Below are 24,447 nucleotides of genomic sequence, written 5' to 3'. Positions count from 1 at the left end.
GCGTAAAAGTAAGGATAATAGGTAACAAGATGTCAAAGGGACATCGATTAGTTTTTTAAAAAGGTAAGAAGATTATGGTAACATTGATGATTGTAGCAGTAGTCGTTGCAGCAGTAGTTTCACAGGCAGTAAACATTTATCACAAGCTCAACGCAGGCTGCTAACTACGATAAGGTAAGCTTATAAGGTAAAGATTGGTAATAAAGGACAATAGAAACGGATAGACGCGTTGACGTCTATCCGTTTTCATTGGTGTGTAGTGTGGGTGCTATAGTCCTCTGTGGTTGAGGCTATAGCACCCTCTTCTGCAAGATTTCATCATGTTTTATGGGCATCAAGCCTTTTTATTTTGAAGGCAGAAAGTGGTCTTTTGCAAACGACATGTCTTGCACCACCTCTACTGTTCCGACATAGTTGCCTGCTTTATCGCGCGCAGCCATGTAGTTAACCAAGTAGGGTTTGCCATTTTTTTCCATCCAAATGGGTAGCTGGTCGCGCTTACCGGCACGCAAATCGCTGATGATAGCACGCACCATGGGTTCTATTTTCGGCGGGTGACAGCTGAACACTTCGCGGTCGATGGCCATCGAAGGACGTTTAAATGCCTTCTCGCCATCATTGAAATAGCGATTGAAATTGTCGGCATCAACGAAGGTAATCTCCATGGGAAGCGTGTCCAACATGGTTATTAATTGCTCTAAAGTGAGGTGCCCACCGGGCATAACAATCTCACCTTCGTGCTGCGGAATGATGCGTTTCTTTGCCTCAGCAGCCGGCCATTCGTGGGGCGTTATGCCAAAACATGGGGCGTAATCTTTGCTGTCTTGATAAAGATTGTGCCACTCATCTTCGGTGAAATTTGCCACGCAAATGGGCAGCAAGATGTTGTTTTCCTTATAAATCATCTCCTTCATGCGCACGCAAACTTCCTTGAATCGTTGCCACCAAGCATCGTCATGGTTGGCGTTTTTGGCTAAGGATGCAAGCTCATCGCGTATCTCATCGTCGATAGTCCACATCACTTGCGAAGGCCCTGAAATGTGATATTTCACCTTTAAATGGGGGAAAAGCAAGTCGCCTTTCTTGGCATAATGTATGCCAATTTCGCGCAAACGGGGCAAGAGTTCGTCGACCGATGTGCGGTTTTCTGCGGCATTAAAAGCCTCAGCCAATAAGGTTTCTAAGGCTTGATTCTCGCGCATAAAGGTTTGAACGGGGTGCCCATCGACCGCCAAAAGCGCGGCAGCTTCTTGTGCATGTGATGCTGCCATGGCGTGTGCTTGCTCGGTTCTGTCGACCGAAGCAGCCACTTCGCGCTCGGCATTCATAATCTGTTCCTCGCGGGTTGCACCATGGAAGAGTGCCGAATGCACATCACAAAGTTGCTGAACCTCGCGCAAAGGTGTGCCTTCGGCCATGAGTTCTTGCTCGGCTTGCATGATTTCTGCCGCCTCAACATCGCTGAATTCGGCTTTAAAGTCAGCGCGAACGCTCTCTAATGATTCGCCTTTTCCCAACCGTTTTAAATAGGATTTCAGCTTTTCGTTGCGCTCGTTGGGTGCATATTTCAAGCCCGTCATGCCCGATTGTGCGCCCGATGGTTGCTCGCCTGCCAGCGTAAAACCGTGCTTTTGCAACGCCATCACGATGTCGGTCATGGCAATTCCGCGCATGGCTGCGCCTTTTGGGATGGTCATAAACTTGCCTACTGAGTTGAGTAGCACCTTTTTTGTAATCTCAGAAAATCCTAATTCCACCATGATATCGGTGAGTTCGGGATATTGTTTCACTAAATCATAAACCGGTTTTGAAAGGTCAATCTTCTTATCCATGTGCATTTCCTCTTTTTATTGGGGGTTGAAAACGGTGTTGTTGTGTGCGATTTGCAACGTGTGAACTTAGTGATGACACATCTGTATCATGTCAACTGTGAGGCCACCTGTTGGTAATGGCTTGAATTTTCCGCGTGCTTCAAGGAAATCAACCATCTCTTTTGCGGTGAATCCATCGACCGAACAAGTGTGAAATCGCTCGTTTGGGCCAAACTTTTCGATGATAGCGTTCACCAATTCTTCTTTGTTTTGATAGTTATTGCCCTCCATCATGTGGAGAATATCATGTCCATGTGCCATAATTGTTTTATTTATTTTGTTCTTATTTTTGATGCAAAGATACATGCTAATGCAAGGTTTGCTGGGTAACAAATGTGCCAAAAGAGGACGATTTTATTTTCTTTTAACGCATGATTCATAGCGATGGCTCAGAAGTTTGTGTATTTTCGTGGGACGTTTTACAAATTATAATTCATCATGAAATTTAAAATGGTTATGTTATCCGCCATGACTTTGGCAACAATGAGTGCACAAGCACAATCTTTTCACTATCCTAAAGCGCCGCAGAGTGACGTGAAAGACCGTTACTTTGATGTAGAGATTGCCGACCCTTTTCGTCCGCTTGAAGACGATAATAGTGCTGAAACGCAGCAATGGGTGGCGGCAGAAAACAAGCTAACGCGTAGCTATTTGGACAAACTTCCGCAGCGTGAACGGTTGATGAAGCGCATGAAAACGCTGGTGAATTATGAGAAGATTGGCACACCTTTTCATGTGCATGGCACGTGGTATGTGTATAAAAACAATGGTTTGCAAAACCAAAGTGTGCTTTATAAGATGGAGCATTTGGGTGGAAAACTTATCGAAGTGCTCGACCCAAACAAGTTAAGTGCTGATGGAACAGTGGCATTAAAGGGGATAAACTTTTCGCATAACGGGCGTTATATGGCCTATATCATTAGCCGAAGTGGCAGCGATTGGCAAGAAATCTATGTTAAAGATTTGCAGACTGGGCGCGATTTGTCCGACCATATTGAATGGGCAAAGTTCAGTGGTGCGGCTTGGAAAGGCGATGGTTTCTATTATAGTGCCTACGATGCACCCACAAAACATGCCTTTAGTGGTAAGAATGAAGTGCACAAAGTGTATTATCATCGATTGGGAACGCCGCAGAAAGACGATGTATTGTTTTATCAAAATCCAGCCCATCCCCTGCGCTTTTATCATGTAAGTGTTAACAAAGAGGAGACGCTTATGTACCTCATTGAGTCGGGAGAAGGCAATGGAAACAACCTCTTTGTGCGCGACTTACGTCAGCCCGATGCACAGTTTATCCAGATGACTAACGACATGTCGTGTCAATATTCGCCGCAAGAAAACATCGGAGACAGCATTTATATCTTCACGAATTGGGGCGCTCCTAAGAACCGATTGATGGTGGCTGATTTGAAAAATCCGGGTTTATCGGCATGGAAAGAGGTTATTCCTGAGGGAGAAAGTGTGTTGGAAGATGTCACGTTTACCAATGGAAAGCTCATTTTAAGCTATAACAAAGATGCCTGCACACATGCTTATTGGTGTGATATGCAGGGTAAAAACCGGAAAGAAATAGTACTACCTTCGGGCACAGCAAGCTTTTATGGTAAGCGAGATCTTGCAGAATGTTTCTATTCTTTCAGCTCTTTCACTACGCCAGGAAGCATTTATCAGTTGGATGTGAATAGTGGAAAAGCATCGGTTTATGCTGCACCTAAGGTGGCTTTTGACAGTAAGAATTTCGAAACGAAGCAAGTGTTTTTCACCAGTAAAGATGGCACACGTGTGCCCATGTTCCTCACATTTAAAAAAGGTTTGAAGCGCAATGGCAAAAATCCCGTGTTCCTTTATGGCTACGGAGGTTTCAATATTCCGCTCTATCCATCGTTTTCTGCCCTGCGAATTCCATTCCTTGAGCAAGGTGGAATCTATGTACAAGTGAATCTAAGAGGTGGAAGTGAGTATGGAGAAGCGTGGCATTTGGCTGGTACAAAGATGCAGAAACAGAATGTGTTTGACGACTTTATTGCTGCCGCTGAATGGCTTATTGCACAGCAATATACCGACAAAAAACATCTTGCTATCGTAGGAGGAAGCAACGGAGGACTATTGGTTGGCGCCTGTATGACGCAGCGTCCTGACCTTTATGCCGTGTGTATTCCACAGGTAGGTGTGCTCGATATGTTGCGTTATCATCGTTTTACGATTGGTTGGAACTGGGCTCCTGACTATGGAACGTCGGCAGATTCAAAGGAAATGTTTAATTATTTGCGGGGCTATTCGCCTTTGCATAATATTAAAAAAGGTGTGCATTATCCCGCAACACTCATTACAACGGCCGACCATGACGACCGTGTTGTGCCCGCACACAGCTTTAAGTTTGCTGCAACCTTGCAGCAGGCACAAGGTGGCACAGCACCTATTTTGATTCGTATTGATAGCAAAGCCGGCCATGGTGGCGGCAAACCCTTGAGCAAACAGATTGAAGAACAAGCTGATATCTACAGCTTTATCTTGCAAAACATGGGCAAATAGAAACGAAAAGTCTCGCAAATTCTGCGAGACTTTTATGTTTATCACACCATTGGTTATTGCCATTTCTTCTTGTCATGAAACGACATGGGTTGTTGATGACCGATTTTTTTATTGCCTTTATTCAGGAGAAATGGCACCATAAGCTACCCGTCTTTGCCCGTTTTGCATCTGCATCGAGCGAAAGCTGATTATCCACACCACTCTCCTATATAAACAATGAGGAAGAAACTCACAATCCAACCCACCACACAACACTGAATAAATCGATTCTTCATCAGCACCTTTGTGGGATTTCCACTCTTCACATCGACCATCGTTAGCTGTAAATATTTGATAATTCCCGCCAAAACGAAGATGGAAGTGAAGTAGATATAGGGCGAATGGAAGCGCGCAATCACCTCGGGACTCACCGTGTACATGATGTAACACACCATCGTTATCGCTGCAATGAGGCCGATAACTTGGTTGAGAAAGCTAAGGGTGTAGCGCGTAATGTTATTGCGTGTGAGGATATTCTCGGTCTCATAGAGCACCACATCATCGCGACGTTTGGCAAAAGCCAGAAAGAGTGCGAGGAGAAACGTCATGAGTAACAACCAGTGTGTGGGAACAATGTCGCAGCATTTTCCGCCGACAAAGGCACGCAACACAAAGCCAATGGCAATGATAAACACATCGACGATGGCATATTGCTTGAGCTTAAAGCTGTAAGCAATGTTCATGATGAGATAGAATAGCAAAACACCCATCACGGCAAAGCGATTGCTTCCCGACATATAGCCCAGCAACATTGACACAACAATGCACACCATCATAATGCAATAGGCTGCAACGGGACTGATGAGGCCTGCTGCAATGGGGCGCAAACACTTCTTAGGATGTTTGCGATCGCGCTCAACATCAATGATATCATTGAGGCAATAAATGGCACTTGCAATGAAACAAAACGCAAGAGCCGTGTACACAACGGCAATTAAATAGCTTGTTGTGAAGAGATGTTGACTGAAAAAAACCGGCAAAAACACGAATGCATTCTTCAACCATTGCTCGGGACGAATGAGTTTTATAACTGCTTTTAGAACTTTCACATGCTTTATAAAATTGATTTCAGAATGGAAATATGTTCAGAATAGGATGTGATAAATACATTATAGGTATTTTATAATTTTATTGAGAATGATCTTTAATCTTGTAAAGTCGTAGTCTCAAAGAATGATCTTCCTTATATATAGTATATCTTTCTTTTAAGATGTTAGATATTTCGATAGCGTCACCCTGTACAAGTATCCATTTAACATCGCCTGAAAAGGTTTCCCTTATCTTTAGTTTCAAAGATTTACTGCTACTACTTTCGAAATCTTGGACGGCAAAGAAGCGATAATAAGGAGTTATATGTTCATATTGATATAAGTCAGGATTGCAGTTATATGCTATAAACGATTGCCGATAATCCGCAGGGATATTTTTTAAAAACACCCTATAATTTGCTAATGTCTTATTATCAATGTACATTGTAGTGAACATTTTATAGGAATAAAGGCACGATGCTATCGTTGCGATACCATATATTGTAGATAGAATTATACCATAATAAAAATAGATGGGAGCGTTTTTTCTTTATATAAGTTTTTTAATTCTAAGAAAGAAATACAGATACAAGGCAGGGATATTAACCCATAATGTGAGAAACCATTTCCGCGTAAAAACCATATTAATGAGAAAGTGGAAGCAAAGAACCACATTAAAGCAGCAAATCGTCTGTGAGGATTCCAAATGAAGATTGAAATAGCAACAATTAATAGTAACCACGTATCTGCAAAATGAACGAGTACTCTAACTATTCCTGATAAAGAATGTAAATCTGATCCCGATGCAGAAGCATAATCTAAGCTGTATAAGAATGTTCCATACCACATTTCTCCCAAAGCATTATGGTAAGCAAAGTAGGCTGCAAAAGGTATGAATAAGATGGCAAATCCCAATAAGAAACAAAAGATATTCTGAAAAAGATTCTTATAATTCTTTTCTTTTAATAGCCAAATAGCTATTACTCCTACGATAGCACAGACACCAACTGCATTGGTCAATCTTGTCATAAGGCTGAAAGATAAGACTGAACCATAAAGAAATGCGTATTTAGCAGGATGGTAATTGATGTGTTTTTTTTCAACCTTATCTATCCATTTATATAATAGGTAAAAAGAGAGGGCAAGTAATGGCAGCAGGTACTCTGCAGCATTATTACCTCCCACATTATTTGCTGCAAAGCTAAAAGCAGGGAGTAAGACTAATATATAAGAATATTTGCAAGAAAAACCTTGTCGTAAAAGTTTCCAAAGAATATACAAGGTAACTGTTAGAGCAAAAAGCTCTATGACGAATACGCCTACACGTGCTCCAAATAATAAGTAGCCTAAATAATTAATGAAAAATAATAACGGTCCCTTCATATCCCATAAATCAACATATGGGAGTTTTCCTTCTAACCACCCTTTCCCTACAATTTGAAAGATAGCAGAATCAAAAGAGCCCGGTTCATCATAGAATGGTGACGTAGTATAACCATAAATAGATAGAACTATGAAAGCTAAGAGGAAGCAATAAGATAATGCTAACAGTCGTGACTTACTTTTCATAAAGATCTTTTCATAAATTTTGATAATCCTTTCTTGCAATAACTTGTTAATAAACTGTGAGTTATTTATACTTATAAAGACACAGATCATTGCAATTATTGCTATTTGGCAAAGATACAAATTTAAATTTAAAGAATACATTTCCGAATCTATTTTTTAAGAGAAAAGCTAATAAAACAAAGACAGTTGTTTTATTTTTCCTTGTTTTGTTTTATTTCCTTGTATCGTTCAATATAGGGTTAAACGGAATTAAAAGACCTTAATAGGGACTGATGAGGCACGTTGTTTTCTTAATTTATGTCATGTTGATTTGTCTATGTGGCTCATTCTCACTACCTTTGTTTTGCATATAAAAATCCTTTCGAATGAATTTCAAAAAAATATTGGTTGTATTTTTGCTTTTCATAACCTCGGCTTCCATTGTTGTTGCGCATCGACGTGCGCAGCATAAACCTGAAGTTGAGCTGACGGATGATGACGAAGAGCACAGCGAATTTGAAGCACTTTTCAATGTCTCGGGCTTTGATCTCATTGCCAAGGCGCGCAATTTTTTAGGCACACCCTATCGCTATGGCGCATCAAGTCCTAAGGGTTTTGATTGTTCTGGCTTCACAAGTTACATTTATAAATGTATGAATATTTCGTTGGGGCGGTCGAGTCGCGACCAATGGAAACAGGGGTTATCCATCGATAAAGACGAAATTCAGGTGGGCGACTTGGTGTTTTTCGGCTCCAATCATCACAATATTGGCCATGTAGGCATTGTTTGTGAGGTTGAAAGCGATGGTGGTTTCAAGTTCATTCACTCCAGTTGCGGTCGTGGCGTCACCATCAGCGACATTGATGAAGGCTATTATGCCCGCAAATATCGTGGTGCCCGCCGCATTCTCGAAGGCTATAACGTGTAGATTATAAGCTCTTTGCAAGCAAGAATGCCAGTACTTCATGAGCGGAGTACTGGCATTTTTGTGTGTTGTTGGCGATGACTCGTTGAGTAAAGTGATAGTAATTGTCGTGTAATTTCATCGTTATTACCTGATAATCTGCGATAGATTGTGCCATAAAATGGTAGAGATTACAAACCAAAGAAAGGCTGAAGCCCCAAAGTGCTGTCAGCCTTTCAGTTGCAATGCGTTGTCGTTGTGATGATCTTTCCCTGTTCATGAGGGCGCTTATCACATGATTTGATGCACCGCTAACAACCATTTTGGTGAATAGGGATTGCAGAAAAGCATCAGCTTTCACAAGTTGTATGGTCACACGAACGGCTTTTCTGTTTTATTTTTGAAATTTCTTTACTTCGTATTTGATTTCGTGAAAAGAAAAAATTTATCGAGGATGGGCATCGAGTTGCCCATCCTTATCGACATGAAGTATTTAAAAAAGGTAGACCACAAATTTCACACCGATGTTGCGTCCCATATTAAAGATGCCTTTATGAGGGTTGGACGGATCGGTTTCCAAATACTTTAATCGGCTCAAATGATTTTGATAAGCACGGTTAAAGATGTTGTTTGCCGTGAGATAAAGGCTGGCTCTGCGGTGTCCATTGGTGCGGAAATCCGTTCCGGCCGCAAGATTTAGCAGCGTGTAAGAGGGCGTTTCGGTTTCGGTGTTGCCGGCAGCATAGATGTGGTTCTGACGCAAATTACATTCCAGTGCGGCAGAGACGAAGGTGTTGTTCAAGATGCGTCCGTCGCGAATGAGGTCGTAACGCAGTTCCGAAGTCCAGCGCGGTGCGGGTGTCCAAGGCAGATATTTTGAGGCTTTGGGCTGGTGAAGCTGCACGCTGTTGACATAGGAGAACGCATTTTGGAAATGCAATCGTTCCACCGGGTGCAAGTCAACGCTGGCCTCTCCGCCTAAGAGTCGTGCGTCGCCCTGCGTGTATTGATAGGTTTCATGCCCGCTTGTGATGACGCCATTGAGCTTATGATCGAAGATATAATTGTCGATGCGGTTGGCAAAAAGCGACAACTGTGCGGCGATGATTGGCGAGTTATAATCCCAACCGAGGTCGAACTGCCAACTGTGTTCGGGCTTCAAATCGGCATTACCCAGCATGTAACGTTGCGTACCTTCGTGCACACCATTGGCCGAAAGCTCGCTGATGTTGGGCGCACGGAAGCCTCTTGCCACGTTGAGACGCACGTTCATTTGTGGTGTCAGCGCATAGACTGCCCCCACACTTCCTGAGAAACTGCCAAAATTGCGACTGATTTTTGCAAAGGTTCCGGCCTCTTCGTAGCCGTGCATGTGGCGGTTATCGAAGCGCAAACCACCGCTCAATGTCCATTGATTGAGGTGATAAGAAGTGGTGGCAAACACGCCTATATCAAAGAGTTGATAGTTGGGAATGAGCATTTCTTCGCCCCGATTCTTGTTGCGTTGGTACATGCCATTCACGCCAAACGCATGTTTCCATCCGTTGTTCTCGGCCAACATGTAGCGCAAATCATAGTTCATGGTGTGCAGTTGCATGTCGAGTTCGGCCTCGTTGGCATTGTCTTCGAACTCTTGTCTGCGGTTTTGTTGGTAGCCCAACAAGCCATGTAGCGTGCCATTGCCCAAGTAAACCGAGTTGTCGAGCACTGCTTTATAGTGGTGAATGCGTTGAAACGGCAGCGCCACGCCATAGCTATGTTCGTGGCTTCGCTCGCCTTCTGCCATACCGGGTGTGAGGTTATAATAGCCTAATTGCAAATGGCTGAAACCCCATTGTTTGTTCAATCCCATCATCATGTTGGCGGCATGCTCGCGGAATTGCGACCCCACAACATAGTCATCGTATTTGTTTTTATAGGCATGTGCCAATTTCTGCGACCATCGTCCGTCCCAAACAAAGTCTTTTTGGTGACCACTAAAGTTAGCCGAATAGCCGAGAAGGCCATTGTTGGTTTGATATTCTCCGCCGACATTGGCCTGCATCTTGTCACGACCCAACACCGGATCGCCATGGAAAATCACGACACCTGCCATCGCATCTGAGCCGTACATGAGCGACGCCGGGCCTTTTAATACCTCAATAGACGAGATGCTTTGTGGGTCGATTTCTATGCCATGCTCATCGCCCCACTGATTACCTTCCTGACGAATGCCATCGTTTACCACGACAACACGGTTGAAACCTAAGCCCCGAATGACAGGTTTGGAGATGCCACCGCCGGTGGTTATCTGTGCCAATCCGGGTTCATGGCTCAACGCATCGATGATGTTGGTTGAGAGGGTGGTGCGTAATTGTTGTGTGGTGACTACCGAAATGGGAGTCGGAGAGTCTTTCATGAGCGACTTTCCTGTGAGACCTGTCACCACAACTTCGTTGAGTTGGGCGTTGGACTCCTTCATGATGAAGTTCTTTTCGGATGTTGTCGACAGATCGATTTTTTGGATAATGGTTTGGTGTCCCAAGTAGCTCACTTGGATAGTGATAGTCTTTTGGGGCAGATTTTGCAAGTTGTAAGTTCCGTTGATGTCGGTTGTTGTGCCCTCAGACAGTTCGGGTATGAAAATGGTTACGCCAACAAGGGCACTGTTATCAACGGCATCGGTAACCTTTCCCGATAGGGATGCTGCACTTTTTGCAGGCATCGCGGTTGCGCATATTGCGGTGAACATGCACAAGAATAAATATAAAAATTTCTTCATGTTGTAAAAATTAAATACGAGAAACAGCGCATATGCACGGGCATTTGCGCAAAAAGGGTTTACGAATTTTGATTTACAACAGGGTGGGTGGGCCTCGATTGAGGAAAGGGTGAGTGAAGAATGTGTTGTAGAAGGATTGCCAATGAACGGCAGAAGCATGAACATCGGTGTGGATAGGAGCCACTTCGGTCGTTATTCCACCAACAAATGGTGAAGAAAGGAATTGGCAAAGCACACAATGGTCGGTGGCATTATGCAAATCAATCAAATGGCTATGATGCTGCATGTGGTGCTGGCAAGCATCACATGTGGCGGTGCTTTCTGCTGCTTCTTGGTGCACATGAATCATAGAACACAGCAACATGGGCAGGAATACCGCGAGCAGTATCCTTGCGTATGCATAGATTTTATGACTCATGACCTTCATCTTGTGCAAAGGTAGCCATTCATTTTGCGTCGAGTGTAGAATGCGATATTAAAAAAGATTAATCCAAAACAGAGAGGAATGTTGTGAAAACTTTGCCGGAAGTTGGGGTAAGACACGAAAAAAGAGCGACCCGAAAGTCGCTCTTTTCATAAAATGTTTTACAAAGAAACCTTACATTTTAGGCAGCATCACCACCGTAACTTTGTTTCCATGGGTCAGGAATTCTTTCATAAACGCCGTGATATTTTGCGGCGTTTGTGCCTCAACCAACTTCTTATAATTGGTATAGGTGTCGATACCCAATTTGTAATCGTCGTAGATAGTGCTGCTCCAGAAGGCGTTAGTCTTTGCGCGATCATCGGCTTGTTTGAGCATAACGGCCTTCACTTTGGCCAACATTTCAGCATCGCAAGTGGTGCTTAGCTTGTTGGCTTCTTCGGTCATAATCTTCAAAGCGATGTCTTTCTTCTCGGGTTTCATGGGGCATACACCCACCATTTGATAAATCTTATAGCCGTCATCGGCCAAACTTGCGCCGCCATAAGCGCCACATGAGTAAGCTGCACTGGCATCTTCGCGAATCTTTCTCAGATAGATCATGGCTAAAACCTGGCAGGCCATGTCCATTTGAATGCTCTTTTCGAGGGTGTAAGGAATGTTTTCGTTGTGCCAAATCATGTAGGCACTGGCCTTCGGCGTTTCCATTTTGCGCTCAAAAATGTTCTCTACTTGTCCTGTAACCGGTTTCCTGTCGCGTTTAGAGGATGGGTTAAGCCCCTTCGAAGGCAATGCACCTAAGTACTGGCAGATGAGGGGTCGGATGGTAGCTTCGTCGTAATTGCCAATGATAATAAATTCCCAACCGTTGGCATTGGCCGTGCGTTCTTTGGCCATTTGCAGGATGCGGTCGTAATTAACGTCCTTCAAATCGCTCGAAAGGAAAGGCTTTAAGCGGGGATTGTGGCCATAGAGTGTTGCTGTAAGCGAGTCGCTTAGTGCTGTTTCGGGCGAGAGTTCGCGGTTTTTCAGCATTGTTTCCATCTGCTTTATCTGCTGGTTGAAGGTGTCGTTGTCCTTCTTAATGCTGGTGAAGTAGAGGTAAACCAACTGCAACATCGTCTCAACGTCTTTCGGTGTAGCGTTGCCATCGACCTTCATATAGCGTTCGCTCATGCTCAAACTGGCATTGGCAATCTTGCCAGCCAAAGCCTTTTGCAACTCAATGTTGGAGAAATTGCCCAAGCCACTCGCGTCAATCACATTGTCGAAGGCTGTGAAATTGGCGAAGTCTTTTAGTCCATAACTGGTGTTTCCTGCGCCACCATGACCCGAAAGAAGCACTTGATCCTTCTTGTAGTCGGTCTTTTTGAGCATGACTTTCACGCCGTTTGACAACTCTAAAATCTTATAACCGAAGCGTTTGCTGGCCGTTTCTTTCTTAATTTTTCCCGCCTTTGGCAACTTGGTTATCAAGGGTTCGTTCTTCACATTGTCCACATAAGCCTCGATTTTTGCACTCTTTGCAGCCTTCACCGCGTCTAAGAGCTGTGCTTTTGTGGGATAAACGTTGCCTTCTTTCTCGTTGTTGAAGTTGAGGATAACCATGTTACTGTCGTTAGCCGGCAGCAACTCTTTCATCAAACCATTAACAGTTTCCAACGGAATCATGGGCACAAGCTGCTTCATAGTGGTGTAGAGATAGTCGATACTTGGGATGGGTTCGTTGCTCAAGAAGTTGCCCAAATATTCGCTATAGAACGTTGCATTGTAGCGTTTGTCTTTGTTACTATAACTCTTATCGAGCGAGCTGAGATAGTCTTCCTTAAAGCGTTGGTATTCGGTTGGGGTGAAACCATACTCTGCTGCACGCCGTGCTTCAATCAAAGCAGCTTTCAAAGACGGAGCTGTTTGCGCCATATCCTTGGGCGAAGTGTAGATGCTGAAGGCATCTTTTGTTTTGGCAAAGATGTAATTTCCATCTTCAGCGTTGGCGAAAATGTAGGGGCAATCGGCCTTTTGCATCGCCTCATTATATCGGTTGTTGAGCATGCTTAAGGCCGCATCCTTGATATAACCATAGACCAAATATTGCAAGGTGTTTTTCAAAGAGTCGGGGAACACATCATGCTTCACGCTGAACGAGACATACGAGGTCTGCATTTCTTTATCCTTATCGATGATAACTATCGGCTCAGCATTGTCGGGTACGAGCTCATCTACAATGGGAGCTTCGTTCACTGGGTTCTTGATGTTGCCGAAAAGCTTTTTGATTTGCGCTTCAACTTGGTCCACATCGACGTTGCCTACGATAATCAATCCCTGATGATTGGGGTGATACCATTTGTGATAATAGTCGACAAGTTCTTGTCGTTTGAAGTTATCTACCACGCTCATCAGACCAATAGGGAAGCGCAAACCATATTTACTGCCGGGATAAAGCGCCGGAAGATTGCGTTCGAACATGCGATTTGAAGCAGTAGTACGCAGGCGCCATTCTTCATGAATCACGCCACGTTCTTTCTCAATCTCGTCTTGTTCGAGGCTCAATCCAGTCGACCAATCGCGCAAAATAATCAGACAAGTGTCAACGGCTCCGGCCCTATTGGTCGGCACATTGTTGATGTTGTACACCGTTTGGTCGATGCTTGTGTAGGCATTTAAGTCGACACCAAACTCAATTCCATTGGCACGACACCACTCAATGAGGTTGTTTCCTTTGAAATGGTCAGAGCCATTGAAGGCCATGTGCTCTAAGAAGTGGGCCAAACCGCGCTGGCTTTCTTCCTCTTGAATAGAGCCAACTTTCTGTGCAATGTAGAAGTTTGCACGGTTTTCTGGCCAGTTGTTGTGGCGGATGTAATAGGTGAGTCCGTTGGATAACTTACCTATTCTTACATCTTTGTCTACCGGAATAGACGTCTCCATTTGCGCTTGGGCACCTACACCCACGAGCAATAGAGCGGCAAGCATTAAATTTTTAATTTTCATGAATAAACGTTTATGTAATACTTAAAAAAAGATTTCTGTTGTATCGATGGGGCATTGCACGCCTCACAAGACGCTTATTCCACACAATGTGGCTGTTGGTAAGACGCAACATTTGCTCCTTCGTGGTTGCAAAGATAATATAAAAGGTGGCAGTATGTATGTTTTCTTTCGACTTTCTTTAATCTAAATCGCCTCAAAAGCTATTTATTCCCCATTTTATGAGTTTGTCTATGCGTTTCAAGGTGGTTTGGAATGCAAAAAGAAGGCAATTATTTTGCATTTCGAGTGGTTTGCTTTACCTTTGTGAAAATTTTAATAAAATGGAAAAGGAAACGAAGGATTTAGAACAGATTCAGCTTCCCGAGAACGCTTTTCGCGAGCTGAAGGCGGGTGAAGACTATGAGCCCGTGATGAAAGCCAACAGGGTTTATCCCGAGGTTAATGTGTGGTCGGTGACGTGGGGCATCCTCATGGCCGTGCTTTTTTCGGCAGCTGCCGCCTATTTGGGACTGAAAGTGGGGCAGGTTTTCGAAGCAGCTATCCCCATAGCCATCATTGCTGTGGGCGCATCGACGGCTGCAAAGCGCAAGAATGCGTTGGGCGAAAACGTCATCATTCAAAGCATTGGCGCTTGTAGTGGTGCCGTAGTGGCCGGCGCTATCTTCACACTTCCGGCGCTTTATATACTGCAAGCCAAATATCCTGAAATCACAACGTCGTTCTTTAAGATATTCTTAGCTTCGGCTTTGGGCGGTGTTTTGGGCATACTTTTTCTCATTCCGTTCCGCAAATATTTTGTGAAAGACATGCACGGAAAGTATCCTTTTCCCGAAGCAACAGCCACAACACAGGTGTTGGTGAGCGGAGCTAAGGGCGGCGGACAAGCCAAACCGTTGCTCATTGCCGGCCTGATTGGCGGCCTGTATGATTTCATTGTGGCGACGTTGGGCTGGTGGAATGAAAACGTAACGAGCCGCATGCTGGGCTGGGGCGTTGCATTAGCCGACAAAGCTAAGGTGGTGTTCAAGGTCAATACGGGTGCAGCCGTGCTGGGTTTGGGCTACATTGTCGGCTTGAAATATGCGCTCTACATTTGTTTTGGCAGCCTGTTTGTGTGGTGGATTGTTGTGCCGGGCATGTCGTTACTCTATCATGACACGGTGCTTAACCTGTGGAATCCCGCGATAGTGCAGAGCGTAGGGCAGATGAGTGCCGAAGAGATTTTTAAGAATTATGCGCGCAGCATTGGCATCGGTGGCATTGCTATGGCCGGTATTATCGGCATCATTCGCAGTTGGGGCATCATTCGTGATGCCGTGGGATTGGCCGGACGCGAGCTCAAAGGCGGCGCGAATGCCACACAACAAGTGGAGCGCACGCAGCAAGATATTAGCTTTAAAATTATCGCTATCGGCACCATCGCCGTGTTGTTGGCCACCTTTATCTTCTTCTTGACGGGCATCATGCAAGGCAATCTGCTCTTTGCCGTGGTGGGAATTCTGCTGGTTGCAGTCATCGCTTTCCTCTTTACCACAGTCGCAGCCAACGCCATTGCCATCGTAGGCAGCAATCCTGTGTCGGGCATGACGCTGATGACGCTCATCTTTGCCAGTGTCATCATGGTGGCTGTTGGGCTGAAAGGCGCCGGAGGCATGGTGGCTTCGCTGATGATGGGCGGTGTGGTTTGCACGGCATTGAGCATGGCCGGCAGCTTCATCACCGACTTAAAGATAGGCTATTGGCTCGGCACCACACCACGAAAGCAAGAGACTTGGAAGTTTTTGGGCACCCTTGTGAGTGCCGCAACGGTGGGCGGTGTGATGATGTTGCTCAATCAAACCTACGGATTTGCTTCGGGAAATCTCGCCGCTCCGCAAGCCAATGCCATGGCAGCCGTGATCGATCCGCTCATGAACGGCGTGGGAGCGCCCTGGGTGCTCTATGGCATCGGCGCGCTGTTGGCCATCATTCTCACACTGTTTAAGGTGCCGGCGCTGGCCTTTGCATTGGGTATGTTCATCCCATTAGAGCTTAATGTGCCCCTCGTTATCGGCGGTTTCATCAACTGGTTTGTCACCACACGCTCGAAGGATGCGCAGGTAAACGAGGCGCGAGGCGAGCGCGGAACGCTTATAGCCAGCGGCTTTATTGCCGGCGGTGCGTTGATGGGTGTCGTGAGTGCACTGCTGAAGTTTGGCGGCGTGGAGTGGTCGATTGCCGGGAGTTGGTGGCAAAATCCCCTGAGCGAGCTTTGTGCTTTGGCGGCCTACCTTTGTTTAATAGGCTTCTTTATCCGACTGACGAAGAAGTCGTTCTAAGCCAACAACGCAACGATGCTAAAGGCGGATGCTCTACAAAGCATCCGCCTTTATTGTCTCTGCCAATGAGCTTGGCGTGCAGTTCCTTTTCGGATGGCCAGCAATATGCACGAGATTGCGCACTAATTGCATGCAGATTGTCGCATAAAACATGCTGGATTGTCGCACAATTACGATGCTTTTACAACGGAGGCTGTGGCAAAGGTGCACGAAAGGGCCGCCAACCTGCCGGAAAAGGAGCATGATTGTGCTGTGGTACACGGCATCATCGCTCACCCGGTGGCTTATGTTTCCCGGCATGTATGCCAGTGACAACTGCCACACTTGTCGTGAACATGTGTGAAAAAGTGGCATATAATTTGCTCATCGTTGAATAAAAGTGTATTTTTGCACGCGTATAAATAGATTTGGAACAAACGAATAATAAGAGACAATTAGCAATAAGGAGAAAAGAATATGGATTACAATGATTTTGAAAATCGTGTGAACGAACAAGAATCTTCCACGCGCACCTTCGAGGTTTCGCAGGCGTTTCCCGCGCTCATGCGCAAGGTTTATACCTGGATGGTGTTTGCTTTGGCCATCAGTGGCATTGTGGGTTATGGCGTAGCTACATCGCCTAATCTGCTCAATTTGATACTCGGTAGAGAGATAGTTTTCTGGGGAATCATCATTGTGGAGTTGGTATTGGTGTGGAAAATCAGCAAAAGTGTTGATAAAGAAAACCGCTCATTGGCCATGACAACGCTCATGTTTGCACTGTTCTCGGTGCTCAATGGAGCCGTGTTGTCGGCAATTTTTGTGGTTTTTGATTCTGTTGCCATCATCAAAACGTTCTTCATCACGGCCGGAACCTTTGGTGTAACTGCCGCTTTTGGCTATTTCACCAAGCGCGATCTCTCCACCATCGGTAGCATGTGCTACATGGCTTTGTTTGGACTCATCATTGCTTCGTTGGCCAATTTCTTCTTCAAGAGCGTCATGTTCGATTATGTTGTGAGCTACATTGGCGTGGCTGTTTTCATCGGAATCACCGCTTGGGACAGTCAAAAAATCAAACATCAGTTGGCAGCGGCACCCGATTTGAGCGAAAATTCACAAAAACTTGCCCTCGTGGGCGCATTAGATCTCTATTTAGATTTCGTGAACCTCTTCCTCTATCTGCTGCGCATCTTCAACCGCAGATAAGCAATATTTTTTCAAACTAAATATAAATGAAGATGAATAAAAAACAATGGCCGGCCGCAGTGTTGGCCATTTCTTTGGTATGTATGGGCGGCATGGCTGCCCAAGCTGCACCGCAAAAGGACATCACGGGCAGCATTATGGGTATTCTTGGTAACAACAATAAGGCTAAAACTGCCGGCAATGTGCTCAACAGTGTGTTGGGAACTGACAAGGTAACCGAGCGCAATCTCATCGCCACTTGGACGTATGACGAGCCCGGAGTGGCCTTCACCAGCAACAATGTACTCGCAAAAGCAGGTGGCGAACTGGCTGCTGCGCAGGCGAAAGATAAGCTGAAAAGCTATTTCCAGCAGGCCGGAATTCAGCAAAGTAATACGCAGTTTACCTTCACTAACGATAAGAAATTCAAGGGAAAGCTCTATGGACAGTCGTTCAATGGCACATGGACTTTCAACAGTAAAACGCAACAAGTGGTGCTGAAAACGATGCTACTCACCGTTCCGGTCTATGTAAAAAAGACGGCAGCGGGCATGAGTTTCCTCTTCGAATCGCAGAAACTGCTCGCTTTAGCGCAAAAGGTGGCGAAGCTTTCGGGCAACGAAGCGCTGCAAACCTTGGGGACATTGAGCCAAAACTACGATGGCATTCGCATGGGCTTCGACATGAAAAAGTAGTTCATTGCATGGCTATCATCGCTAAAAAAGGCTGAAATCGATTGCTCGGTTTCAGCCTTTTTCGATGCTTCTCCCCGTGTTTTCTGCGAGAAAGCAGGCGAAGAAGTGCGTTAGAAAAATCCGTTTTCAACCGAAGAATCGGGCGGAAGCGGCAAGAAATGCAACCAAGGTGCCAGCGGAACGATGAAGCGTGAAGGGGCAATCTCGTGGCGTTGTCCGCGACTGTCGATGCGCACTGTGCGGTGATGAATGATCAATCGTTTGCGACTGCGCGTGATAGCCACATAGAATTTGCGTGCATCCTCGGCCACTTGTGCAGGGTCGTGCTGGTGATAATAGTTGGGATAGCGCCCTTCTACCACGTCAAATACCAACACATTTTCAAACTCCAAGCCCTTAGCTTTGTGCAACGTTGTCACAAAAACCGGCTCGTCTACCACACCCTTGCTGCACAAATCGGTCTCTTTAAGCGTGTTCAATTCCATGCAATGTGCGCTCAGTTGCACGGCCAACGGTTGCTGTTCGTCCTCCTTTTCCAATCCCTGTTCAACATAACGCACCACAGTTTGGAAATACTCCACAGGCTGAAAGAGTTCCATTTGCAAGCACAATTCATAGGCTTCGCGCAGCGCTTGGCTCAAGGTGACGGCCGCTTTGCCTTGCAACCACAGCTGCGCTTGTGTGTGTTCCCACAGGGGTTGGTAGTTGTTGCGCAATGTTCTTCGGCGTGCCATCACCCGCTCTTGTGCCAAAAACTGTTGCTGTTGGGGCACGATGTCCAATGCCTTGCGATAGCAATAGCGTGTTAATTCGCGTGTAGCTGCGACATCAGCATCGGCTAAATGGCTGTTTTCGCCAGCCAAATGCAACACCTCTAACAGATGTTTGAGTTTGTATTGTCGCAAACCCGGTCGCAAAAGTTTGGCCAACAGCAGCGTGTCGAAATAGCTATCCAACAGCGAAAGGTCGGTATAGTGGGGCAAATCGCGCTGCAAGTTGGCTGTCAAAATGTGCACATCATAGTCGGCATTATGCCCCAAGAGTGTTGTTCCTTGCGCATAATCCATAAACATTTGCAGCGCCTTTTCCCGTGCAACAAGCGGCTGATGTCGGCGTGCTTCAATCATCGGATTGACCACATCGCCCAGCATTTCGGGGATGGTTCGATGGGTTTCTATATAAACACAAAACTGCGAACCGGGCACCATTTCTCCTTGTTTGATTTGCACTGCCGCAATTTGTACAATGTCATCGTGCAGGATATCAAGCCCCGTTGTCTCGGTGTCGAAGATGGTTATCACCTCGTTTTCATAGGCATGGACAAACCGTTGCACATAGGTTGCGTCGTCGTTGCGCAGCAAATCGGGCAATAACAATGCACGTTGGCCGCACGCTTGCACAAAATTGCGGGCAGAAGTCGGCGTCTGAAACACCTGCGTTCCTTGCACAATACGCGACCAAGCCAAGAAGTTCAGGGCATCGTTCATCACGGTGAGATGGGCAAAGAGCAATTTCATGGCCGGCTGATTGAATAAATCGTCGCCCGAAATCTTAAAGTGTGGCACCTTCATTTCGTGCAAAGCCCTGCTCACTTCGTTGGCATCGGCGTTGGCATTCACAATGATTGCCGTGCGTTCTTGGGGGAAACGTTGCAACCAAGTCGCTGTCTGTTGTGCCACATCACGATAGGCTTCGTCGAAAGTTGTTGAGGGCATGCACAGCAATTCGTCGCCCGTAGTAGGCGGATTGAACTGCGTTGTGGGCAGCAGTTCGGGTGAAATGTGCAGCTGTTGCATGGCATAAGCGTTGAAAACATCCAACAAATATTTCGGCGAACGGTGATTATAGCTTAGTGTGTGCACCTGTCCTGCGCAACGTTGGCGCAGAAACTCGAGCGTAGAGAGCTTGGCACCCATGAACGAAAAGATGCTTTGTTGCGGGTCACCCAAATACAACACGCACGGCTTCCCCACGCCATCGTCGGCCGTCAGCGCATCGATGATGGCTAATTGCAGTGGATTAAGGTCCTGCACCTCATCCACTTGTATCCACGAATAGCGCGGCAACAAGTCGCGATTTTCATAGGCTAAGAGCAGAATGTCTTCGAAATCGATGAGCAAATTCTCCTTTTTATAGCGGCGATATTGCCATGCTAAGCACATTTTTTGTAGCAGTCGACCCACCAAAACCTGTGTGCCTGCATCGAAAGTATATTCGCTATACACATCGGTGTGGGCGTAAATATCCAACAATGTCGCAGGCGTAAATTCCTGTTGTGCAGCTTTGCAGAGCGCTCTTAGCGCCATGATGTCTTCGCGGTTGAGGCAATCGGGATGCAAACGCAGTGCTTTCGGCTGCTTTGTTTCAATCTGAAAGAGCAGATGTTCCAAAAACATCACCTCCATATACATGCTTTTTCGGCGCGGATTAGCAGCCACAGCATTTTCGTCTTCGCCTGTAAATCCACAGAGAATGCTCAGCAAATCGTCGTCCGAAACAACTGATGTGGCGGCCGAGATGAGTCCTTTTTCAAACAAAAAATGGGAGCAAAACCGATGCACATTGCCCATGAACGGAGCTTCATCGGTTTGTGAAAGCATCGGCAACGCACGCTCTTGCATGCTGCGTGCCGCACGGTTGGTGAACGTGAGGCACAGCATTTCGCTAAAAGGCACACCCGCTTCGCACGCCTTTTTGAGTCGTTCGGCTAAGATTTGTGTCTTTCCACAGCCGGGAGGAGCCAACACAAGGTGGAACCCTTCAGTGAGGTTTAGCACCAATTCTTGCGAGGCATCGGGGATAAAAGCGTTGCTCATGGGGACAAAGATAGTATAAAACATTGAAAGGACAAGCATATTCTTTCCATGAATAACATAGAGAATGCGGCATAAATATTTGCTATTTCACTTTGAAACCTTTATTTTTGCAGCAAAAAGACAATGCAACACTCCATTCTTTTCCGCCAAGCTGAGGCGCAGGACGTTGCTGCCTGTTGGCAAATTGTGGATGATGCGCGCAACAACATGATGGCCGAAGGCAAGCAACAATGGGACGAACACTATCCCACACGCGCGATTATCGAGCAGGATATTGCAGTCCACAAGGCCTATCTCCTTACAGAAGGCGATGCGATTTTGGCCTATGGGGTGCTCGATTTGCAGGGTGAGGCGGCCTATTTGCAGCCCACTGCTCATTGGTTGACGCATGGAAAATATGGTGTTATCCATCGTTTGGCCATTGCTTTGCAGGCACGTGGGCGCGGTTTGGCCAAGCAATTCTTTGCCGAGTGTGAGGCACTTTGTCGTGCACAGGGCATCTATTCGATAAAGGTTGATACCCATTTCGACAACCACGCCATGTTGCATTTGCTCCAAGCAATGGGCTATCAGGCGTGTGGCAGTGTGAGTTATGGTCCTCGAGGCGACCGTTTGGCCTTCGAAAAAACATTCTGATGCAGGGCAACCTGCACGCAAAAATCATGGGGCATAGCATTTGCCTATTTACAATAAGTTTCATTAAAACAGAAAGATTATGATTAAGATGTATGTCATGCAGACTTGTCCTTACTGCACCTATGTAGAGAAGCAGGTAGAAGGAAATCCCAATTTCAAGATCATTGATATTGGCAAGCACGTTCACAACCTCAAAGAATTTTTAGATTTGCGCGAGCATCATCCCGCTTTTGATGAGGCAAAGAAGATTGGTGACGTGGGTATTCCGTGCTATGTGCGCGAGGATGGCAGCGTAACCTTGTCGTCAGCAGAGGTTGGTTTGGAGCCCATGCCCGAGGGTCCTGCATGTAGTATTGATGGAACAGGTTGCTGATGGAACAACACTATCAACTCCTTGCGCTCGACCTTGACGGCACTTTGACCAATAGTGAGAAGGTCATTAGTCCGCGCACCCTATCGGCTTTACAGGCAGCCCAAGCCAAAGGGGTGAAGATTGTGTTGGCTTCGGGGCGTCCGAGTTATGGCATTCGTCCTTTAGCCGACGAGCTTTCGCTGGACAAGACGGGCGGTTTTATCTTGGCCTATAATGGCGGAAAGGTGATTGATTGCCACACGGATGAAGTGATTTACGAACGCAAGTTGGATGGCGACTTGGTGCCTTTGTTGCACGATGAGGCCTTGAAGGCGGGGTTAAACATCCTTGTTCACCAGAAAGGGGGCATGATAACCACCGACGATAGCAATCCCGAAGTGCAATTAGAAGGGCGCATCAACCGTTCAACCATTATCCATCAGCCCGACTTTTGGACGCGCACCGACAACATTGTCAACAAGTGTTTGATTGTGGGTGAGCGCGAAAAGGTGGCCGCTTTAGAAGCCAAACTGCGCGCCACAATGAGCCATCGTATGGATGTTTATTGTTCGATGCCCGAATTCTTAGAGTGCGTTCCCAAAGGAATTGACAAAGGAGACTCGCTCAGTCAGTTGGCACAACACCTGCATATTGCACGCGAAGCGGTGATGGCTTGCGGCGATGGCGAGAACGATTTGTCGATGATTCGCTATGCGGGTTTAGGAATTGCCATGGCTAATGCCGTGGAAAGCGTGAAGGCTGTTGCCGATTTTGTGACGCTATCCAATGATGAAGATGGCGTGGCCTACGTGGTAGAGCGGTTTGTTTTAGATAAGGCTTAACCCTTATCTGCGTGCAACAGCTGACTTGTTAGTTCTCTGTTCGTCCTGAATAGAATGTAAAAATGTCAGCGTGGTCAGGGCGTTTGTCTCCCTCGCCACACTGATGTTTTTTGTGGTCAATGCGCCCTTGGTGGTGTTGTGCCATGAAACTCTTTTGTAAAAGCAATGCTTTTGTGCTGCAATGTGGTAGAGATTTGTGCATAAAAGCATCGTAATTAGCGGGTAATTGCATGGCTTTTGGTTGGCAATCCATTTGCCCTTTATTCTTTTACCACACCCAAGGCGAGCACACTGATGACGACACCTTCGGCTTCGGCCAATGCTTTGGCGCAGGCAAGTGTGGTGGCTCCCGTAGTCACTACGTCGTCAATGAGCAACACATGGCGCCCTTTGATGGCTTGGGGTCGGGTTAATTGAAATGCGTGTTGCACATTCTCTTGTCGCATTTGCACATCAGCCTTTGTCTGACTGCCTGCAAAGTGTGTTCTGATAAGCACTTTGTCTAAGATAGGGATGCCCGTGATGCGTGCCACACCTTCTGCAATACACCTGCTTTGGTTGTAGCCTCGCTGGCGTTTTCGCGCCGGGGTGAGTGGCACAGGGATAAGACAATCCACACCGTCAAAGAAGCCTTCGGGCGCCATTTCCTTGGCCATCATGTAGCCTAATTGTTCGCCTATGACGGCACGATGATGGTATTTCATGGTGTAGATGGCCTTGCTGACGGGCGATTTTGCTGCATAGTAGAACCAGGCTGCCGCTCGTTCGATGGGCACTTTGCGCCAATAGAGGCGGCAAAGCAGGTTGTCGCGTGGGGTGAGGTGTTGATAGGTGCGGGGCAAATGCCAATTACAGGTGATGCACAAGGCTATCTCGTTGGTCGTTAATCGCTTTCCACAGATGGCGCAATAGCGTGGGAACAACAGGTTGCTCAAGGCGCGTAGCTGTTGCAAGACGGTATGGAGTGGGGTGGAAAGCAGCGGGTTCATGGTTTCGTTGGGTTTAGCAATCAGCGTCTTCGTCGGTCTTTTCGCCCATTTCCTGAATGCACTTTCGAATGAGATCGATGTCGAATCCTCGTCCCATGGCATATTGAATGAGCTTCATGGCGCGCTCATAATCGTTGCGTGCCTTGATAGATTTCCATTTTTTCTCGACCAATGGGCGCAGTTTCTCCATATAGAGATCGTCTGCAATCTCATCCAACAAGGGCTCGGAAATGCTGCTGTCAATATGTTTTAAATAGAGCGCTTGTGCTATTTTTCGTCGTCCCCAACCGTTATATTTCAGTTTATCTTGGATGAAAGCCTCGCAAAAACGCGCATCATCGATGAATTTCTTCTCGGTGAGAAAGGCCATGATGCGGGCTTGTGCCGCCTCGTCGATTTGCCATTTACGCAGTTTTTCTTCCATTTCATAGGTGCAATGCTCCCCTTTTGCGCAAAGGGCTGACAGGCGTTGCAGTGCCTGTTCCTCGGTCATCTCTTTTGTTTTCTTTTTCAGTTGTCTCTCGTATTCCATT

The 24,447-nt window shown here is 46.2% G+C and carries 20 protein-coding genes; 8 read left to right on the top strand and 12 right to left on the bottom strand.

The genetic code is table 11. The features are described from left to right. Positions 1–344: 344 nt before the first annotated feature. A complete protein-coding gene (locus HMPREF9431_RS06745; RefSeq protein WP_004380446.1) occupies positions 345–1,832 on the bottom strand; it encodes a DUF438 domain-containing protein in 1,488 nt (495 codons plus the stop codon). Positions 1,833–1,898: 66 nt separating this feature from the next. After that, on the bottom strand, positions 1,899–2,132 hold the full coding sequence (locus tag HMPREF9431_RS06740; RefSeq protein WP_004380445.1) for a YecH family metal-binding protein: 234 nt from the start codon (positions 2,130–2,132) through the stop codon (positions 1,899–1,901). 177 nt (positions 2,133–2,309) lie between these two features. On the opposite strand from HMPREF9431_RS06740, the gene HMPREF9431_RS06735 reads away from it, so the two are divergent. Beyond that, complete coding sequence (locus HMPREF9431_RS06735) at positions 2,310–4,403, top strand: prolyl oligopeptidase family serine peptidase (RefSeq protein WP_040561291.1); 2,094 nt, start codon at positions 2,310–2,312, stop codon at positions 4,401–4,403. A gap of 188 nt (positions 4,404–4,591) precedes the next feature. Here HMPREF9431_RS06735 and HMPREF9431_RS06730 read toward each other — a convergent pair whose 3' ends face one another. The 3 genes from HMPREF9431_RS06730 to HMPREF9431_RS06725 form a co-directional block, all read right to left on the bottom strand. Further along, a complete protein-coding gene (locus HMPREF9431_RS06730; RefSeq protein WP_004380443.1) occupies positions 4,592–5,491 on the bottom strand; it encodes a UbiA prenyltransferase family protein in 900 nt (299 codons plus the stop codon). A 79-nt stretch (positions 5,492–5,570) separates the two neighbouring features. Further along, positions 5,571–5,915, bottom strand: a complete 345-nt coding sequence (locus HMPREF9431_RS13505) for a hypothetical protein (protein WP_004380442.1) — start codon at positions 5,913–5,915, stop codon at positions 5,571–5,573. A 68-nt stretch (positions 5,916–5,983) separates the two neighbouring features. After that, positions 5,984–7,039, bottom strand: a complete 1,056-nt coding sequence (locus HMPREF9431_RS06725; RefSeq protein ID WP_231287783.1) for a glycosyltransferase family 39 protein — start codon at positions 7,037–7,039, stop codon at positions 5,984–5,986. A gap of 365 nt (positions 7,040–7,404) precedes the next feature. Between HMPREF9431_RS06725 and HMPREF9431_RS06720 the strand changes: the two genes are divergently transcribed. Beyond that, positions 7,405–7,947, top strand: a complete 543-nt coding sequence (locus tag HMPREF9431_RS06720; protein ID WP_004380440.1) for a C40 family peptidase — start codon at positions 7,405–7,407, stop codon at positions 7,945–7,947. 1 nt (position 7,948) lies between these two features. On the opposite strand, the gene HMPREF9431_RS06715 is transcribed toward HMPREF9431_RS06720, so the two are convergent. The 4 genes from HMPREF9431_RS06715 to HMPREF9431_RS06700 form a co-directional block, all read right to left on the bottom strand. Continuing rightward, a complete protein-coding gene (locus HMPREF9431_RS06715; protein ID WP_040561288.1) occupies positions 7,949–8,299 on the bottom strand; it encodes a hypothetical protein in 351 nt (116 codons plus the stop codon). Between the two features lie 117 nt (positions 8,300–8,416). After that, complete coding sequence (locus HMPREF9431_RS06710; RefSeq protein WP_004380439.1) at positions 8,417–10,684, bottom strand: TonB-dependent receptor; 2,268 nt, start codon at positions 10,682–10,684, stop codon at positions 8,417–8,419. Between the two features lie 73 nt (positions 10,685–10,757). After that, positions 10,758–11,102, bottom strand: coding sequence for a DUF2946 family protein (locus tag HMPREF9431_RS06705; RefSeq protein WP_155812982.1), 345 nt, complete (start codon positions 11,100–11,102; stop codon positions 10,758–10,760). Positions 11,103–11,282: 180 nt separating this feature from the next. Then, positions 11,283–14,099 (bottom strand): M16 family metallopeptidase, encoded by a 2,817-nt coding sequence (locus HMPREF9431_RS06700; RefSeq protein WP_004380437.1) that lies wholly within the window; start codon positions 14,097–14,099, stop codon positions 11,283–11,285. A 320-nt stretch (positions 14,100–14,419) separates the two neighbouring features. On the opposite strand from HMPREF9431_RS06700, the gene HMPREF9431_RS06695 reads away from it, so the two are divergent. The 3 genes from HMPREF9431_RS06695 to HMPREF9431_RS06680 all read left to right on the top strand — a co-directional run bounded on the left by HMPREF9431_RS06695 (position 14,420) and on the right by HMPREF9431_RS06680 (position 18,279). Further along, positions 14,420–16,417: an OPT family oligopeptide transporter gene (locus tag HMPREF9431_RS06695; RefSeq protein WP_040561282.1), complete on the top strand. Its 1,998-nt coding sequence runs from the start codon at positions 14,420–14,422 to the stop codon at positions 16,415–16,417. 456 nt (positions 16,418–16,873) lie between these two features. After that, a complete protein-coding gene (locus HMPREF9431_RS06685; protein ID WP_004380435.1) occupies positions 16,874–17,605 on the top strand; it encodes a Bax inhibitor-1/YccA family protein in 732 nt (243 codons plus the stop codon). A gap of 26 nt (positions 17,606–17,631) precedes the next feature. Further along, the gene (locus tag HMPREF9431_RS06680; protein ID WP_231287782.1) at positions 17,632–18,279 is read left to right on the top strand and encodes a DUF4923 family protein; all 648 of its coding nucleotides are present in this window, start codon (positions 17,632–17,634) and stop codon (positions 18,277–18,279) included. 110 nt (positions 18,280–18,389) lie between these two features. Here the strand turns inward: HMPREF9431_RS06680 and HMPREF9431_RS06675 are convergent, their stop codons facing one another. Then, positions 18,390–21,134, bottom strand: a complete 2,745-nt coding sequence (locus HMPREF9431_RS06675; protein ID WP_004380433.1) for a 3'-5' exonuclease — start codon at positions 21,132–21,134, stop codon at positions 18,390–18,392. Positions 21,135–21,218: 84 nt separating this feature from the next. On the opposite strand from HMPREF9431_RS06675, the gene HMPREF9431_RS06670 reads away from it, so the two are divergent. The 3 genes from HMPREF9431_RS06670 to HMPREF9431_RS06660 all read left to right on the top strand — a co-directional run bounded on the left by HMPREF9431_RS06670 (position 21,219) and on the right by HMPREF9431_RS06660 (position 22,925). Then, positions 21,219–21,731, top strand: coding sequence for a GNAT family N-acetyltransferase (locus HMPREF9431_RS06670; protein WP_004380432.1), 513 nt, complete (start codon positions 21,219–21,221; stop codon positions 21,729–21,731). A gap of 79 nt (positions 21,732–21,810) precedes the next feature. Beyond that, positions 21,811–22,104 (top strand): glutaredoxin, encoded by a 294-nt coding sequence (locus HMPREF9431_RS06665; RefSeq protein ID WP_004380431.1) that lies wholly within the window; start codon positions 21,811–21,813, stop codon positions 22,102–22,104. Then, complete coding sequence (locus HMPREF9431_RS06660; RefSeq protein WP_004380430.1) at positions 22,104–22,925, top strand: Cof-type HAD-IIB family hydrolase; 822 nt, start codon at positions 22,104–22,106, stop codon at positions 22,923–22,925. Before HMPREF9431_RS06665 ends, HMPREF9431_RS06660 begins: the two co-directional genes overlap by 1 nt. A 260-nt stretch (positions 22,926–23,185) precedes the next feature. Here the strand turns inward: HMPREF9431_RS06660 and HMPREF9431_RS06655 are convergent, their stop codons facing one another. Continuing rightward, on the bottom strand, positions 23,186–23,914 hold the full coding sequence (locus tag HMPREF9431_RS06655; protein WP_004380428.1) for a ComF family protein: 729 nt from the start codon (positions 23,912–23,914) through the stop codon (positions 23,186–23,188). 13 nt (positions 23,915–23,927) lie between these two features. Further along, positions 23,928–24,446 (bottom strand): regulatory protein RecX, encoded by a 519-nt coding sequence (locus tag HMPREF9431_RS06650; RefSeq protein WP_004380427.1) that lies wholly within the window; start codon positions 24,444–24,446, stop codon positions 23,928–23,930. Position 24,447 lies beyond the last annotated feature (1 nt).

Origin of the sequence: Segatella oulorum F0390, from assembly GCF_000224615.1 — a bacterium.
GTDB classification, from domain to species: domain Bacteria; phylum Bacteroidota; class Bacteroidia; order Bacteroidales; family Bacteroidaceae; genus Prevotella; species Prevotella oulorum.
The sequence above is the reverse complement of the archived record's forward strand: the minus strand, read 5'-3'. Positions and strand labels throughout refer to the sequence as shown.